Origin of the sequence: Synechococcus sp. MIT S9508 (assembly GCF_047303045.1) — a bacterium.
Lineage (GTDB): Bacteria > Cyanobacteriota > Cyanobacteriia > PCC-6307 > Cyanobiaceae > Synechococcus_C.
In genome coordinates this window covers 686,760-704,374 of sequence record NZ_CP138941.1, presented here as the reverse complement: position 1 = coordinate 704,374, position 17,615 = coordinate 686,760, and the positions used below count along the sequence as shown (strand labels likewise).

At 55.4% G+C, this 17,615-nt stretch carries 9 protein-coding genes; 7 read left to right on the top strand and 2 right to left on the bottom strand.

Going from position 1 to position 17,615, the window contains the following annotated elements:
* Positions 1 to 11: 11 nt before the first annotated feature.
* A complete protein-coding gene (locus SIB42_RS03565; RefSeq protein WP_067098742.1) occupies positions 12 to 1,289 on the bottom strand; it encodes an aminotransferase class I/II-fold pyridoxal phosphate-dependent enzyme in 1,278 nt (425 codons plus the stop codon).
* 210 nt (positions 1,290 to 1,499) lie between these two features.
* On the opposite strand from SIB42_RS03565, the gene SIB42_RS03560 reads away from it, so the two are divergent.
* The gene (locus SIB42_RS03560; protein ID WP_369818485.1) at positions 1,500 to 2,363 is read left to right on the top strand and encodes an acyl-CoA desaturase; all 864 of its coding nucleotides are present in this window, start codon (positions 1,500 to 1,502) and stop codon (positions 2,361 to 2,363) included.
* Here SIB42_RS03560 and SIB42_RS03555 read toward each other — a convergent pair.
* A complete protein-coding gene (locus SIB42_RS03555) occupies positions 2,351 to 3,076 on the bottom strand; it encodes a hypothetical protein (protein WP_067098709.1) in 726 nt (241 codons plus the stop codon). The two genes, SIB42_RS03560 and SIB42_RS03555, sit on opposite strands and share 13 nt — an antisense overlap.
* Before the next feature lie 167 nt (positions 3,077 to 3,243).
* Here SIB42_RS03555 and SIB42_RS03550 point away from each other — a divergent pair, with 167 nt between their 5' ends.
* From SIB42_RS03550 to SIB42_RS03525, 6 genes are all read left to right on the top strand, one after another.
* A complete protein-coding gene (locus SIB42_RS03550) occupies positions 3,244 to 4,065 on the top strand; it encodes an acyl-CoA desaturase (protein WP_369818484.1) in 822 nt (273 codons plus the stop codon).
* 42 nt (positions 4,066 to 4,107) lie between these two features.
* A complete protein-coding gene (gene rplI / locus SIB42_RS03545; protein WP_067098714.1) occupies positions 4,108 to 4,566 on the top strand; it encodes a 50S ribosomal protein L9 in 459 nt (152 codons plus the stop codon).
* 75 nt (positions 4,567 to 4,641) lie between these two features.
* A complete protein-coding gene (gene dnaB / locus SIB42_RS03540; RefSeq protein WP_067098718.1) occupies positions 4,642 to 6,060 on the top strand; it encodes a replicative DNA helicase in 1,419 nt (472 codons plus the stop codon).
* A gap of 276 nt (positions 6,061 to 6,336) precedes the next feature.
* Positions 6,337 to 14,796 (top strand): VCBS domain-containing protein, encoded by an 8,460-nt coding sequence (locus tag SIB42_RS03535; RefSeq protein ID WP_413328398.1) that lies wholly within the window; start codon positions 6,337 to 6,339, stop codon positions 14,794 to 14,796.
* An 80-nt stretch (positions 14,797 to 14,876) separates the two neighbouring features.
* Positions 14,877 to 16,853 carry a tRNA uridine-5-carboxymethylaminomethyl(34) synthesis enzyme MnmG gene (mnmG, locus tag SIB42_RS03530; protein ID WP_067093726.1) on the top strand — a complete coding sequence of 659 codons (1,977 nt, stop codon included), beginning with the start codon at positions 14,877 to 14,879 and terminating at the stop codon, positions 16,851 to 16,853.
* A gap of 24 nt (positions 16,854 to 16,877) precedes the next feature.
* Positions 16,878 to 17,609 carry a hypothetical protein gene (locus SIB42_RS03525; protein WP_067093721.1) on the top strand — a complete coding sequence of 244 codons (732 nt, stop codon included), beginning with the start codon at positions 16,878 to 16,880 and terminating at the stop codon, positions 17,607 to 17,609.
* Positions 17,610 to 17,615: the final 6 nt, after the last annotated feature.

The window sequence follows — 17,615 nt, the reverse complement described above, 5'->3', positions numbered from 1 at the left end:
ACCAGCGTCTCTCAATCAGTGTGCGCCAGATTCAGATGTCCTGCCGCAGCCAGGGCTTCCAACGCCTTGATCAGGGCCAGCTCGACATGGGCGTGATGGGTCCCGCCCTGAACGTAGAGATTGAACGGCTCGCGCAAGGGCGCGTCAGCGGAGAACTCGCTGGTGCTGCCATCAATGAAGGTGCCACCGGCCATCACTAGATCACTGGCATAACCTGGCATCGCCGCCGGCACAGGGTCCAGGTAAGAGCCCACCGGGGAACAGGCCTGAAAGGCACGGCAGATCAGCTTGAGTGGCTCAGGCTCCCCCAGCTGCACGGCCTGGATCAGATCACTGCGGGATGCACCCGCAACGGGATGCACCGGGAATCCGAGATCAGCGAACACACCTGCCACGAGATCAGCACCGATCAAGGCTTCAGCCACCATCTGAGGCGCCAGAAACAGTCCCTGCAGCAGCAGTCGGTGCAGATCAAAACCAGTCCCCCCTTCGCTGCCAATCCCTGGTGCAGTGAGACGGCAACAGGCTTGTTCCACCAGATCGGAGCGTCCAGCGATGTAGCCACCGGCGGGCGCGATGGTTCCTCCCAGGTTTTTGATCAATGAACCGGCCACCAGATCCGCACCCACCTCAGGCGGCTCTTGGGCCTCAACCAGTTCGCCGTAGCAGTTATCCACGAAGCAGACGCAGTCAGGCTGCCGTTCGTGAATGCGGGAGCAAAGGCGACCGATCACTTGCACGCTTAGCGCGGGGCGCCAGCTGTAACCACAGCTGCGCTGAATCAGGATCAGTCGACGCGGTTGAGCCAAGGCCTGCTCGAGGGCCTGCTCGTCCACAGTCCCGGCATCGCTGAGCTGCAACTCGTCGTAGTCGATGCCGAAGTCCTTGAGGGATCCTTGCCCCTCTCCACGCAGACCAATGACCTCTTCAAGCGTGTCGTAGGGACGCCCTGTGATGGACAACATGCGATCGCCTGGACGGAGCACACCGAACAAAGCGGCAGCGATGGCATGGGTGCCGCTCACAAACTGAAGTCGCACAGCGGCTGCTTCCGCACCCAGAACGCGTGCGAACACCCGGTCGATCACCTCCCGGCCCTGATCACCGTGCCCGTATCCGCTGACGGAGGCGAAATGCTGAGTGCCGACCCGCTCCGCCTCAAACGCGGCCAGAACCCTCTGCAGGCGATCAGCCACAGCCGCGGTGCGCTGACGGGCAAAAGGCTGCTGACGCTCGCGTACAGAAGCGACCTTGCTGCGAGCAAATGCCCTGGCTTCACTGAGATTCATCCCCTCTGCACCACTGCTCTCTCCGTAGCGATTTGAAGCCTGTGGCATGGGAGAACCGCAAAAAGCCTGCTGTTTTCTTTTACATTCACACTCCCAACCAACTGTTTTGGTTTCGGCTATAGCCGTTCCAACCACGACAGATCTGGTTCAAGGAGAAACTTCTTGGTTACAACCACTCCGGCAGCTACCACCTCAAACCGCGAATTGCGCATGCGCGCGGCGGTGATGGCGCCCCGTGAACGACTGCCGCGTAAACAGCGCAAGCTCAAAGGCGGCACCACGTCCTTCATGGTGGCGATGCACGTGCTGGCCACCATTGCTCTGCTGCCACGGTTCTGGAGCATTCAAGGAGCCATTGCCTTCGGAATTCTCTACTGGGCCACGGTGCTCGGGGTGACACTCGGCCTGCACCGTCTGGTGGCACACAGGAGCTTTGAGGTGCCCCGCTGGCTCGAGCGGGTGCTGGTGATCATGGGCACCCTGGCCGCACAAAGCGGACCGATCGACTGGGTGGCCCTGCATCGTCACCACCACAAGTTTTCCGATCAACCCAATGATCATCACGATGCAGGCCGGGGCCTGTGGTGGAGCCACAGCGAGTGGATGCTGCACGAAATCCCCGCTCTTGAGCACAAAGAACGATTTGGCGGCGACCTGCTCAAAGATCCCTTCTACGTCTGGTTGGATCGCTGGTTCCTTGTGCTGCAGATTCCGATCGGACTGGCGCTCTATTACTACGGCAATGCAGCCCAGATTCATGGAGGCGGTGTTGGTCTGGTGCTGTGGGCCATTCCTCTGCGTCTGGTGGTCGTGTATCACGTCACCTGGTTGGTGAACTCGGCAACACACGCCTTCGGTTATCGCAATTTCGACTGCCCGGATCTCTCACGCAATTGCTGGTGGGTGGCTGTGCTGTCGTTCGGAGAGGGTTGGCACAACAACCATCACGCCCATCCGGGCAGCGCACGCCACGGCCTGCGCTGGTTCGAGTTCGACATCACCTGGATGCACATCCGGATGCTGCAGAAGCTTGGGCTGACCAGGCGCGTGCGTCAGGCGCGCTATCCCGGCTGAGCAGCCGTTCGCAACTCGGCCAGAAACGCCTCAGCGCTCTGGCCCTTGCTGCCTTCTAAGGCCATGTGTGTGGCATGAAGGTCGAGGAACTCTCCGTCGAGCTCCTCGGCGCTGTATTCGCGCAGGCCAGCCATCACTTCGGCAAAACGATCGCGGCGTTGGTTTTTGGTGACCGGATAGGCCTCCATCACCTGATCACGACACTGACGCCAAGCCTTACCGCGGCAAAGGCTGTCGGCAATCGCGGCACTCAGGGCAGCCGCTTCCATTTGATCAATCCGCCAATCGAAACCTGGCGGCAATGGTCCGAGGCCGACAAAGATCTCAAGCAGCTCGCCAGCACCGAGCGGCTCACCATGGGCCGCGAGCAGAGGAACGGCACTGTCGCTCAGCACCCGCAATAGATCGGGGTGAACTTCCGCCAGCTGGTCGCGGATCGCCTCCAGCCCCTGGTGCAGCACGGCATTCGCCTGGCCGAGAGCGAGGAACACTTCCGGCCCTGGAGACGAGAGCTTGCCGTTGCGGAGATTGGAGATCTGGGAGTTGTGCACACGACCAAGATCCAAGGCATCGGCCAGAGCAGGCAACACCTTGTGCGACCAGCCATTGCGCTCATGCCACACATGAATTAGATGGGCCATCGCCTGGCGCCCTTCCTCGAGACGCTGGCGGTAACCCTTGGTCACATGATCAGAACCGCTTGCCTTATCCATTGCTTGATACGTATCCGTATCGCGTGTAGTGTGCAGAGATCAACCGGGACCAAGTCATGGCACCAAGCGCGATTAGAACGCCTTCGCCACCCAGTCGGAAATCAGTTTCGCATCGTGGCCCCAAGCTGGCAATCCAGCCCTACCGGCGCCCCAAGAGCAAGGCGCCTATGGCTGCCAAGACCGAAAAAAGCTGGGTAACGATCGGGTTCATGATCGTGATCCATGCCCTGGCACTCCTGGCACTCGCTCCTGGCTTCTGGAGTTGGCCGGCCGTCACCAGCCTGCTGGTGCTGTATTGGGTCACTGCCTGCTTGGGTGTCACCGTCGGTTACCACCGACTGCTCTCACACCGCTCCTTCCGAGTGCCTCGCTGGCTGGAGCGCTTCTTTGCCACCTGCGGCGCCCTGAGCTGCCAGCACGGACCCATCGACTGGGTTGGACTGCATCGGCATCATCACAAGTATTCCGATACGGATGCGGATCACCACAACAGCAACAAAGGCTTCTGGTGGAGTCACATGGGCTGGATGTTCAATGCGATTCCAGCCATGAAGGATGTACCCCGCATGGCCGGTGATCTAGCCAAGGACCCCTACTACCGCTGGCTGAACAACTGGTTCCTGGTTCTGCAGCTGCCCCTGGCTGGTCTGCTGTTCTGGATCGGCAGCGCCACAGGTGCCGGCGGCTGGGCCTTAGTGCTCTGGGGCATTCCTTTACGCCTGGTGCTGGTGTATCACGTGACCTGGCTGGTGAATTCCGCCACGCACTGCTGGGGCACCGTGGCCTTTGAAAGCGGCGATGATTCGCGCAACAACAAGTGGGTCGCAGCACTGACCTTTGGAGAGGGCTGGCACAACAACCACCACGCCTTCCCCCACTCGGCTCGTCACGGCCTGCAAGCGGGTCAGATCGACCTCACCTGGGAGCACATCCGCCTGATGCGCGCCCTTGGCCTGGCCACCAAAGTGCGCCTGCCCGTGAAGTCGTAAAGTTGTCGATCGCTAAACAGACGTCGTCAGGATCGTTCTCCCATGGCCAAGCGCGTACAAGTCGTACTGAATGAGGACGTTCTCAGCCTCGGCCGGGATGGAGATCTGGTGGAAGTTGCGCCTGGTTATGCCCGCAACTTCCTGCTGCCCTTCGGCAAAGCCGTGCCTGTCACCCCCGCGGTGATGAAGCAGGTGGAGCACCGCAGGGCCAAGGAGGTTGAGCGCCAGGCTGCTCTCAAGGAGGAAGCCATAGCTTTCCGCACAGCCCTCGACACCATCGGTCGCTTCACCGTGAAGAAGCAAACCGGAGAAGACGACGTGCTCTTCGGCACCGTCACCAATGGTGATGTGGCGGAGGTGATCGAAGAAGCCACCAAGAAAGAAGTGGATCGTCGTGACATCACCGTGCCCGACATCCATCGGACCGGAAACTACAAGGTTCAGGTGAAGCTTCACAGCGAAGTGACCGCTGAGATCAACCTGGAAGTGGTCAGCTACTGAGCACAGAGCAAAAATGACTCTGATGTCACCGACAAGGTGCGTCAGAGTGGTTCTTCTTTCTGAGCTGCTGCCGCCATGGTGAGCGTTCCCTTGTCAGATTCCGGTGGCGAGTCCACCGAGGAGGAACGCCGCGGTTTCGGCAAAGGTCGCCGCAGAGAAGAACCCAGCTTCGAGTCCCTGCCCGATTCGATACCGCCGCAAAACCTGGAGGCGGAAGAAGCAGTGCTGGGCGGCATCCTGCTCGACCCGGACGCCATCGGTCGCGTGGCCGACGTGCTGCAACCGGAAGCGTTTTATCTCAATGCCCATCGAGAGATCTTCCGCACGGCGGTGATGCTCCATAGCCAGGGTAAACCGACTGACCTCACAGCGATGACCGCCTGGCTAGCTGATACCGGTGCCCTCGAAAAAGTGGGTGGCAGCAGCAGGCTAGTGGAGCTTGTAGAGCGTGTGGCCTCCACCGCATCGATCGAACAGGTGGCCCGCCTGGTGATGGATAAGTATCTGCGCCGGCAGCTGATCCGCTCGGGCAACGAAGTGATCCAGCTGGGCTTTGATCAGGGCCTGCCGATGGAGCAGGTGCTCGACAAGGCCGAGCAGACCATCTTCGCAATCAGTCAGGAAAAACCATCGCAGGGTCTGACGCCCACCGCCGAAATTCTCACCAGCACCTTCAACGAAATCGAGAGCCGCTCGTTGGGCACCTCCGTGGCGGGCATCCCGGTGAATTTTTACGACCTGGACGCCATGACCCAGGGCCTACAGCGCAGTGACCTGATCATCGTGGCCGGACGCCCCGCCATGGGCAAAACATCGATCGTGCTCAACCTGGCCAAGAACGTGGCCCAGTTGCACGACCTGCCGGTGTGCGTGTTCTCTCTGGAGATGAGTAAGGAGCAGCTCACCTACAGATTGCTGTCGATGGAAGTAGGCATCGAAGCAGGCCGGCTGCGCACAGGCCGCCTACAACAAGAGGAATGGCCGCTGATCGGCCAGGGCATCAACACCCTCAGCCAGCTGCCGATCTACATCGACGACAAACCCAACTCCGGCGTGCTGGAGATGCGTTCCCTCTGTAGGCGACTGATGGCCGAACAAGGCAAGGAGCTCGGGCTGATCGTGATCGACTACTTGCAGCTCATGGAAGGGTCCAGTCCCGATAACCGAGTGCAGGAAATTTCAAGGATCACAAGAGCGCTCAAGGGCATGGCCAGGGAACTGAACGTACCTGTGATTGCCCTGTCTCAGCTCAGCCGTGGCGTGGAATCGCGCACCAACAAACGACCGATGCTCAGCGACCTACGCGAATCGGGCTCGATTGAGCAGGACGCTGATCTGGTGCTGATGATCTACAGAGATGAGTACTACAACCCCGAAACTCCCGACCGGGGCATCACGGAAGTGATCGTGACCAAACACCGCAACGGCCCGGTAGGCACGGTGAAGTTGCTGTTCGAGCCCCAGTTCACGCGCTTCCGCAACCTGGCGGCCTAGGCCTCACGATCTGGATTAGCCGCAACCTGCTGAACGCGAACGAATTGCCTTCAAAAGAAGTCAAGAGATCGCGACGCAATGCGGCTTTCAAAACCAAAGCAAGGTCGCACAGTGCTGTTGTAAAAACCTGGAGGTGCAGTCACAACGAACCATCTCACGAAAAGCCGTCTTGAAAGGTGAAAAACCCGTGACTAAAAGATTTCGCACTCTCGGGCTCTTGCATTCATGCAAAAACCTCTGTCATGGCAAATAATGTTTCTGAGATTCAAATGAGAGTTGGCTGAGGACAGCCCAAAAGCAACTGAATCCATCGACGCAGAAGAGGTTGACACCTCTTCTGCTGCTTCGCACTGCTCTCCAGTGCACCGAAACCATTCAATAGCCGTTGTAGTCGCTCCTGGCCTGGGGCTACCTCCCCTTCGGCATGAGGCTGCAGAAGCTGGCATCTGTCTTGATCGAACCAGCTCTCCTCTGACGACGATCGGCGAGGCACTCAAGCAACGCAGGCAACAAGGCACACCCGCCAAAGAACTGCATCTCCTAGCCCATGGCAACAGCCAAGGGATTCAGTTGGCTGACGCCTGGATCGATCAGGCCGCGTTACTGCGCCATGCCGCCGACATAGCCGAATGGCAGATCAGCACGTTGGTGCTGTGGTGCTGCCAAATCGGCCAAAATCAAGCGTTCATTGATCGACTCAGAGAGATCGCCAAAGCGGAGATCTTTACAAGCCAAAGCAGGATCAACAAAGAAGCAATTCAGACCTCCAATCCATATGGAGATACTCGGCAGCTTTCCGAACTAGTTCCAATCAGTGAACTCCAATCCTGGCAAGGTGATTTGGATTGGATTCAAATAGATGATGAAATCGAAGGCAGAAAAAAAGGTGCAAGGAGCGGGGAAGCTGTCAGCCTATCGAGCGATGGAAGCACATTAGCGATTGGAAGCTGGAATGATCGTACTTACAATTCTCAACAAGGAAGTGTTGCTACTTACAGATTAAACAACAACAACGAATGGGAACAAATTGCGATCATCGATGGCGATAACAAAGGAGACTTTTTTGGCGCTTCAGTAAGCCTCTCGAATGATGGCACAAGACTCGCCATTGGCGCACCGAGAGATGATAACGGAGGAGATAAATCCGGTGCAATCTCTATTTATGAACTTTCAGGGAGCACATGGAACAAACTTGGTAGCACGATTGCAGGCCTCTCAGGGGGACGAGCAGGCGCATCCCTGGAACTATCTGGAGATGGCGACTCGGTAATATTTGGTTCTGTCAAGAAGTTTAGCGGAAAAGGATTTGCAAGAATTTATACATGGGATGGGTCAGCATGGGATCAAGTTGGCAGCAATATTCTCGGCACACAAAAGAAAGAATACGCAGGCACTTCAGTCGCAATATCAGAAGATGGCAACAGAGTCGCAATCGGCTCGAATGGATTTAACAGCGGCGGAGTTGCTGACAAAGGACGGGTCAGAGTTTACGACAAAAGCGGCAGCACATGGTCGTTAAAGTTCACCATCATTGGCACAGCAGCACATGATAAGTTTGGAGGATCCGTCTCACTATCAGACGACGGAAATATCATTGCAATTGGAGCTCCTTTGCATGGTGGAGGCAATAAAGGACATGTTCGTATCTATGACATTAGCGGTTCTAGCAAAGTACAGCTTGGAGCAGATATTGACGGCAACGCAAATGGCCAACAGTTTGGTGGGACCGTCAGTCTCTCTGCAAACGGACAACGAGTAGCGATAGGCGCCCAATGGGCCGATGGTGCAGCTAACAACGCCGGCCGCGTAAGAATTTATGAGTATCAGAGCAGCAGTGACACCTGGACAAAAGTTGGTTCAAACATTCATGGAGTAGCAGAAGATGATCGTGCAAGTGCTTCTGTTGGGAACAGTGGGGTAAGCCTCAGCGGCGACGGACAAAGTGTTGCCGTTGGAGCGATGTTTCACAGGGGTGCTGCAGGCGTAAATTCTGGACACGTAAGGATTTTCGCTGCCAGTGGCATCACCATTGCCCAGACCGGAACCAACGATGGCTCAGGCAATCTCCTCACCACAGAAGCCGGTGGTACATCCACATTCACCGTCGTTCTTGATGCTCAACCAACGGCCGATGTCACCGTCACCCTCACAGGTGCCGACAGCACGGAGCATTCACTCAGCTCCTCTTCGCTGACATTCACAACCAGCAACTGGGATACAGCTCAGACCGTCACCGTGACTGGTGCCAACGACAGTCTCGACGATGGCGACATCACCACCACACTCACCGCCACTGCTTCCAACACAGGCGGCTACGCAGGCACCGAAACAGCCACCACCACAGTCAAAAACACTGATAACGACAGCTCCGGCATCACCATTGCCCAGACCGGAACCACAGATGGCTCAGGCAATCTCCTCACCACAGAAGCAGGTGGCTCCTCCACATTCACCGTTGTTCTTGATGCCAAACCAACGGCCGATGTCACCGTCACCCTCACAGGTACTGACAGCACAGAGCATTCACTCAGCTCCTCTTTGCTGACATTCACCGCAGCCAACTGGAATACAGCTCAGACCATCACCGTCACCGGTGCCAATGACAGTCTCGACGATGGCGACATCACCACCACGCTCACCGCCACCGCTTCCAATACAGGCGGCTACGCAGGCAATGAAACAGCCACCACCACAGTCAAAAACACTGATAACGACAGTTCCGGCATCACCATTGCCCAGACCGGAACCACAGATGGCTCAGGCAATCTCCTCACCACAGAAGCCGGTGGCTCCTCCACATTCACCGTTGTTCTTGATGCCAAACCAACGGCCGATGTCACCGTCACCCTCACAGGTGCCGACAGCACGGAGCATTCACTCAGCTCCTCTTTGCTGACATTCACTGCAGCCAACTGGGATACAGCTCAGACCATCACCGTCACAGGAGTCGACGACAGTCTCGACGATGGCGACATCACCACCACACTCACCGCCACTGCTTCCAACACAGGCGGCTACGCAGGCAATGAAACAGCCACCACCACAGTCAAAAACACTGATAACGACAGTTCCGGCATCACCATTGCCCAGACCGGAACCACCGATGGCTCAGGCAATCTCCTCACCACAGAAGCCGGTGGTACATCCACATTCACCGTCGTTCTTGATGCTCAACCCACAGCCAATGTCACCGTCACCCTCACAGGTGCCGACAGCACGGAGCATTCACTCAGCTCCTCTTCGCTGACATTCACCGCAGCCAACTGGAATACAGCTCAGACCATCACCGTCACAGGAGTCGACGACAGTCTCGTGGATGGCGACATCACCACCACACTCACCGCCACTGCTTCCAACACAGGCGGCTACGCAGGCAATGAAACAGCCACCACCACAGTCAAAACAACCGACAACGAAACAGCAGGCATCACCATTGCCCAGACCGGAACCACAGATGGCTCAGGCAATCTCCTCACCACAGAAGCCGGTGGTACATCCACATTCACCGTTGTTCTTGATGCTCAACCCACAGCCAATGTCACCGTCACCCTCACAGGTGCCGACAGCACGGAGCATTCACTCAGCTCCTCTTCGCTGACATTCACTGCAGCCAACTGGGATACAGCTCAGACCATCACCGTCACAGGAGTCGACGACAGTCTCGACGATGGCGACATCACCACCACACTCACCGCCACTGCTTCCAACACAGGCGGCTACGCAGGCAATGAAACAGCCACCACCACAGTCAAAAACACTGATAACGACAGTTCCGGCATCACCATTGCCCAGACCGGAACCACCGATGGCTCAGGCAATCTCCTCACCACAGAAGCAGGTGGTGCATCCGCTTTCAGCATTGTTCTTGACAATGAGCCAACAGCCAATGTCACGGTCACCCTCACCGGTGCCGACAGCACGGAGCATTCACTCAGCTCCTCTTCGCTGACATTCACCGCAGCCAACTGGAATACAGCTCAGACCATCACCGTCACAGGAGTCGACGACAGTCTCGACGATGGCGACATCATCACCACACTCACCGCCACCGCTTCCAATACAGGAGGTTTTTCGGGATCAAAGGCTGTCTCGACAACCGTTAAAAACGCGGACAACGACAGTTCCGGCATCACCATTGCCCAGACCGGAACCACAGATGGCTCAGGCAATCTCCTCACCACAGAAGCCGGTGGTACATCCACATTCACCGTCGTTCTTGATGCTCAACCCACAGCCAATGTCACCGTCACCCTCACAGGTGCCGACAGCACGGAGCATTCACTCAGCTCCTCTTCGCTGACATTCACTGCAGCCAACTGGGATACAGCTCAGACCATCACCGTCACAGGAGTCGACGACAGTCTCGACGATGGCGACATCACCACCACACTCACCGCCACTGCTTCCAACACAGGCGGCTACGCAGGCAATGAAACAGCCACCACCACAGTCAAAAACACTGATAACGACAGTTCCGGCATCACCATTGCCCAGACCGGAACCACCGATGGCTCAGGCAATCTCCTCACCACAGAAGCCGGTGGCTCCTCCACATTCACCGTTGTTCTTGATGCCAAACCAACGGCCGATGTCACCGTCACCCTCACCGGTGCCGACAGCACGGAGCATTCACTCAGCTCCTCTTCGCTGACATTCACTGCAGCCAACTGGGATACAGCTCAGACCATCACCGTCACCGGTGCCAATGACAACCTCGTTGACGGCGACATCACCACCACACTCACCGCCACTGCTTCCAACACAGGCGGCTACGCAGGCAATGAAACAGCCACCACCACAGTCAAAAACACTGATAACGACAGTTCCGGCATCACCATTGCCCAGACCGGAACCACCGATGGCTCAGGCAATCTCCTCACCACAGAAGCCGGTGGCTCCTCCACATTCACCGTTGTTCTTGATGCCAAACCAACGGCCGATGTCACCGTCACCCTCACCGGTGCCGACAGCACGGAGCATTCACTCAGCTCCTCTTCGCTGACATTCACCGCAGCCAACTGGGATACAGCTCAGACCATCACCGTCACCGGTGCCAATGACAACCTCGTTGACGGCGACATCACCACCACACTCACCGCCACTGCTTCCAACACAGGCGGCTACGCAGGCAATGAAACAGCCACCACCACAGTCAAAAACACTGATAACGACAGTTCCGGCATCACCATTGCCCAGACCGGAACCACCGATGGCTCAGGCAATCTCCTCACCACAGAAGCCGGTGGTACATCCACATTCACCGTCGTTCTTGATGCTCAACCCACAGCCAATGTCACCGTCACCCTCACCGGTGCCGACAGCACGGAGCATTCACTCAGCTCCTCTTCGCTGACATTCACCGCAGCCAACTGGGATACAGCTCAGACCATCACCGTCACAGGAGTTGATGACAGCCTGCAAGATGGCGACATCACCACCACACTCACCGCCACCGCTTCCAACACAGGCGGCTACGCAGGCAATGAAACAGCCACCACCACGACCAAGAACACTGACAATGACAATCCACCTTCGATTTCCGATCAAAGCGAAGATGTTCTAGAGAACATAAGCAGCGGGAGCGAAATACTTGATCTAAATGACAACACTTCAAGCAATGATACAGATAAAGATGGTGATTCAATTACTTACTCAATCACCGATGGCAATGACCTAGACCTCTTTGAGATTGAATCCAGCACAGGAAAGATATTACTAGCAGCGGGAAAATCTCTCGACCACGACAAGAGTGATTTGCATACCTTAGAAATATCTGCAACAGATGGAACTCTGACGACAACAGCAGAGATCAGCATTAATGTGATCGATGTCAATAATGCACCAGTAGCGGAAGCAGATAGTGGGTCCGTGAATGAAAACGAAACACTCAACATCACGGCAGCTTCCGGGCTCATACTCAGCAACGATACTGATGAAGACGGGGACACCTTAGTAATCAATAGTTTCCATGCTGGTGTACTCAGTGCAAGCTCACCACGCGTCGGCCAATTCAATACAGCGCTCGATGGCGACTTTGGACAACTGACACTACAGACAGATGGATCATTCAGCTATATCGCCAACAAGTCGACAGCAGATGCACTTGCTGGCGGAGAAACAGAAAGCGACATATTTTCATACAGACTCAGCGATGGAAAACTAACCGACTCAACAGAACTAACCATCACCATTACAGGTGTCAACGATGATCCATTTCTCGTCGACGCAATTAAGACAAAAAAATATATTGAAGGTCAAGGGAACGTCATCGTCATCGACGGCAGTCTTGATATACGTGATATCGATGATACCAATATTGAATCCGCAACTGTCACAATCTCCAGTGACACATATGTCAGCTCAGAAGATCAACTCGCATTCACAAATGCTTACGGGGTATCAGGAAGCTGGAATTCCACGACAGGTGTACTGACGCTGAGCGGATCAACAACAAAGGCGAATTACGTCAGCGCCCTGCAAACAGTCACATACACCAATACCGATGATGCAGACCCTGTGATTGGTGCAAGGACTATTGATTGGGTTGTCAACGACGGCGACACAAGTTCGGCAGGAATCCAGTCAAAAATCATCGTTGGAGGGCGAAATGATGCCCCTTCTGCGACTAACGAAACAGCAAGTGTCGATGCAGGATCGACAGTGGCAACGCCTACACAAACAAATTTACTTGCGAACGATACTGACCCTGAAAGCCATACACTTTCGATCACATCATTTCGAGCCGGCAGCGAACAAGAATCGAATGTTGAGTTTGCGGCAGGCGCAACTTTGACAGGAACATATGGCCAAATGACCATTGAATCGAATGGCACATACAGCTATACCGCTCAAGAAACAGCAGCTCAAAAATTACTCGAAGGTGAAACAGCAACCGAAACTTTCACATACAAAATAACAGACAGTCAAAGTACTGATGAAGGCATCGATACTGGTGAAATTACAATCACGATCACTGGAATAAACGATTCACCTACAGCAATCAATGATGCTGCAGATGTCAATGAAGATAGCTCAAAACTGTTTGACTCTCACCAGGGTATCTTAAAAAATGATACCGACATTGACGGTGACAAGCTATTTATCAAAAGCATCAAGACAGGAGAAGAAACAAGTAGCGGCAGCTTCAGTCGCGAAGCAATAGGTTCTGAATTAAAAGGAACCTACGGCTCATTGATTGTTAATTCGGATGGCTCTTATCGTTTCACAGCAAATAACGCAGACAAATTAGATGCTGGCGACAAAGAAATTGATAATTTTGCATACACATTAACTGACCTCGCAAATGAGGACAGTGCCAACATCAAAATCCAAGTTACGGGGGTCAATGACGCGCCAACACTTAGCTCGATCACAAGAGGAACAGTGGCCGATCAAGAAAATTCTACGTCAATTTCTAGTACAAACCTTACAGGCCAATTAATAGCTTCAGACCCGGATGAATCAGCTGTTTTGGAATATGGAATTAGCTCAGGCAGCACTACGAGCACTGTCATGAATGGGTCTTACGGACGACTCAATGTCAACTCCTCAACTGGGGCATATACCTATACTCCAAACACTGCAGCGGTCGATAATCTTGCAGCAGATCAGACATTCACTGAGTCTTTCACACTTTATGCAAGCGACGGAACGCTTACATCCTCACAAAATTTCGATATCACAGTCAGTGGAGCAAAAGACACTACTAGCTCTGCAGGTAGTCAAACCGTTGATGCTCTGATCGGCTCATTAAGCAACGACAAAAGTTCGACAACAAACCAATTTTCGAACTTCCTAACGTCTGCTGACTCATTTCTTATCGCTTCCAATGACCTCAGCATCTTGAAGTTGCAAACGGCGAATTCGGAATTATTCGATTCCCAAAAAGGTGTTACTGGCACAGAAGGAACACAACCCATTCAGTGGGATCAGCTGACATCGTTTAATCTGAACAATGGCGTACGCGTCATGCTTCCCAACTTTGTACTGACCGACTGGGAAGATACTGTTCCAAATCAAAGAGCAGGTGAAATTCCAATTTTCATCTCTCTTTTGAAGCAACCTGATCAGGACACAAAGGTACAACTTCAGGCCAAAACTTTGCCCGCCACACTTTCGACCAATATTCTTCATTTTACTCCTAAAAACTGGGACCAGCCCCAAATCGTTTGGGCCAACCTCAATAACAGAGGCTTAGGAGAGACTATTTCCACTCTAGACATTGCGATAAGCCTGCAGAGCAGTAACAATCCGGGGCAAATACAAACTGAAATCTTTTCAATTAGTCTTCCTAAGACCAACGAATTAACTCTTGAAGGTTTCATGCAAGCATCAGACAACACCAGTCTATCAGACTCTGAAAATCAAAATATTGACCTGGAATTGAGCACTGTGAAAGAAGAAGAGTCACCTGCTTTCCTACTACTCAGAGCCGCACTTTCTCCATTCATTCTGATAACCAGCATGGCAATACACAGCATGAAGCAGATCAATGGTGCACAAACAAACGGGTTGAGAAAAGATCAAAAAGATAATCAACCATCCAACGAAATCACACTGGCAACAGAACTACCCAAAGAATCCAACCAAATTGATTCCAGCTTTGAGGAGATTGACCTAACACCCCAACAGACCAGTCCCGACACAAATTGGGAGAGCTTTCTATCTCTGCAGATGGCACCGACCATCTCGAGCCTCGATGCAGATCAAAACCAAAGCACCATTGACCTGTGGTGAAACGGTTGACATGAAACACCTCTCAACAACCTTCAGCACGTGAATGGGGCCAGAGCGCTACTGATTCCGATAATGAATGCATGAGCAGCAGTCCCGACCCCACTGAAGTCTTCGACGTAATCGTCGTGGGAGGAGGTCATGCAGGTTGCGAGGCTGCGATCACGGCTGCCCGCCTAGGGCTTAACACAGCGCTTTTCACCCTCAACCTCGACCGAATCGCCTGGCAGCCCTGCAATCCGGCCGTGGGTGGACCGGCCAAGAGCCAGCTGGTGCATGAAGTGGATGCCCTCGGTGGCGTAATCGGGCGCCTCGCAGATGCCACGGCCATTCAGAAGCGAATCCTCAATGCCAGCCGCGGCCCAGCCGTGTGGGCCTTGCGTGCCCAGACCGACAAGCGGCAGTACTCACGCCAGATGCTGCAACTGCTGCAACACACCCCCAACCTGGCTCTGCGCGAAGCGATGGTGACCGGTTTGGAGATCGAAGGCGATCCAAACGGCGGCGGAAAAGCCTGGAATCCCAGCCAAGGCACAGCCGCCCGCATCACGGGTGTGAGCACCTATTTCGGCAGCGTTTACGGCGCCAAAGCGGTTGTACTCACTGCAGGTACTTTCCTGGGAGGCCGCATTTGGGTCGGGCACCAGTCGATGGCCGCTGGCCGGGCCGGCGAGCAGGCTGCTGAAGGACTCACTGAAGCCCTGCAGCAGCTTGGCTTCCACACCGACCGTCTTAAAACCGGCACTCCAGCGCGTGTCGATCGGCGCAGCATCGCGCTCGATCAACTGGAGGAACAACCCAGCGACGCGGCAGACCGCTTTTTCTCGTTTGACCCAGGCTCATGGAGCAGTGGCGAACAGATGAGCTGTCACATCACCCGAACTACTGCGGCAACCCATCAGCTGATCAAGGACAACCTGCACCTCACCGCGATCTACGGCGGCGTGATCGACAGCAAGGGGCCCCGCTACTGCCCGTCGATCGAAGACAAGATCGTTCGCTTTGCCGATAAGGACAGCCACCAGATCTTTCTGGAGCCCGAAGGTCGCGACACTCCCGAGATTTACGTGCAAGGGTTCTCCACCGGGCTGCCGGAGCCCATCCAGTTGCAATTGCTGCGCAGCCTGCCTGGACTGGAACAGTGCGTGATGCTGAGACCGGCTTACTCAGTCGATTACGACTACCTTCCAGCCACCCAACTGCTGCCATCACTGGAAACCAAGCGGGTGGAGGGACTATTCAGCGCAGGTCAGCTCAACGGCACAACCGGCTATGAAGAGGCCGCTGCTCAGGGCCTTGTCGCCGGACTCAACGCTGTGCGGCGCATCCGCGGCCAGGAGGCCATGCACTTCTCCCGGGAAAGCAGCTACATCGGCACGATGATCGATGACCTGGTGAGCAAGGATCTGCGCGAGCCCTACAGGGTGCTGACCAGCCGCAGTGAATACCGCCTCGTGCTACGCGGCGACAACGCCGACAGGCGCCTGACACCTCTCGGCCGAGACCTAGGCCTGATCGATGACCGCCGCTGGCAGTTATTCGAGCAGAAGCTCGCTGCCATGGAAGCCGAAAAGCAAAGGCTGCAGAGCAAGCGGCTCAAAGTGAGCGACCCGGTGGCAGCGGCTGTGGAAGCAGAGACCGGCGCACCGATCAAAGGGTCGATCACCCTGGCCGACCTACTGCGCCGACCAGGAATGCACGCAGCAGACCTGGTACGCCTTGGCTTGGCTGATGCCGATCTACCCCTACCGGTGAGGGAAGGAGCTGAGATCGATATCAAATACAGCGGCTATCTCCAGAGGCAACAGCAACAAATCGATCAGGTGAGACGTCAGGGCAAACGCAAACTGCCCGCAGGGATCGATTACGCCAACATCAACACGCTGTCGCGCGAAGCCCGCGAAAAACTGACTGACGTGCGTCCGCTAACCCTGGGCCAGGCCAGCCAGATTCCTGGTGTCAGCCAGGCTGATCTCAGCGCCCTGCTCGTCTGGCTGGAACTGCAGCAGCGCCGCGACCAGAAGCGCACGACACTCGCTTCAAGCAGCAATGCTCGATAGCGTTGGACCAACGACCGGTCTGCGTTGCCCCCTCAAATCCCCACATCCAGGGCTTACTGGAACCTGCGCGCTGAGCAGGTCCTCGACCGCGTGTTCAACGATGACGACAACATCCTGAAGACCGTGCAGGTCCAGGTCAATCCGCAGTCAACAAAGCAGGAAGCGAGTCATCAAAGTCCAGCAGAGTTGTCTTGGCCTCAGGTCTCTTTGGCAGCCCTGGGCCTGATTGCTGTTCTGGGCAGCAGCGGCCTGGCACTGGACTGGCGGCTGAGCCAGCAGACGCTGGAGCGGGAAGGCAATCTCGCCTTGGTCGAACGATTGCGCAACAACCAACTCATTCAACGCACGAACAACCAAAACAAACCTGCTCCAATCACCACATCACAGACAGCCACGGAGCCATCGAGCGAAGCGACTCCAACAGCAGACGAACTGGAGATCGCCGCACTACCGAACGCATCGTCAACACAACTAGATCCGATCACGGTTCCACTGCCGACAGCCGAGGTCACCAGCACCACTTCACTCGCTGGTCAAGCACCAGCGGTCGCACCGCAACCTCTGCTGGTTGGTGTCGTTCACGCCGGCAACGGGGACGGCTCAGCCATCTTTCAACTCGGTGACCTTTCCCTCACCACGGTTCCTGGTGAAGCAATCGGCAACAGCGGCTGGACTCTGCAAAGCGTCAGCGCCAATGGCGCGGTGATTGAGCGATCAGGTGCAAGGCAAACCCTGAGTGTGGGAGGTGCCTTCTGAACACGG

What these genes read in the sequence shown, in the direction of transcription:
- SIB42_RS03565 (WP_067098742.1), bottom strand. Translation starts at nt 1,289, where the DNA reads ATGAATCTCAGTGAAGCCAGGGCATTTGCTCGCAGCAAGGTCGCTTCT.
- SIB42_RS03560 (WP_369818485.1), top strand. Translation starts at nt 1,500, where the DNA reads ATGCGCGCGGCGGTGATGGCGCCCCGTGAACGACTGCCGCGTAAACAG.
- SIB42_RS03555 (WP_067098709.1), bottom strand. Translation starts at nt 3,076, where the DNA reads ATGGATAAGGCAAGCGGTTCTGATCATGTGACCAAGGGTTACCGCCAG.
- SIB42_RS03550 (WP_369818484.1), top strand. Translation starts at nt 3,244, where the DNA reads ATGGCTGCCAAGACCGAAAAAAGCTGGGTAACGATCGGGTTCATGATC.
- rplI (WP_067098714.1), top strand. Translation starts at nt 4,108, where the DNA reads ATGGCCAAGCGCGTACAAGTCGTACTGAATGAGGACGTTCTCAGCCTC.
- dnaB (WP_067098718.1), top strand. Translation starts at nt 4,642, where the DNA reads ATGGTGAGCGTTCCCTTGTCAGATTCCGGTGGCGAGTCCACCGAGGAG.
- mnmG (WP_067093726.1), top strand. Translation starts at nt 14,877, where the DNA reads ATGAGCAGCAGTCCCGACCCCACTGAAGTCTTCGACGTAATCGTCGTG.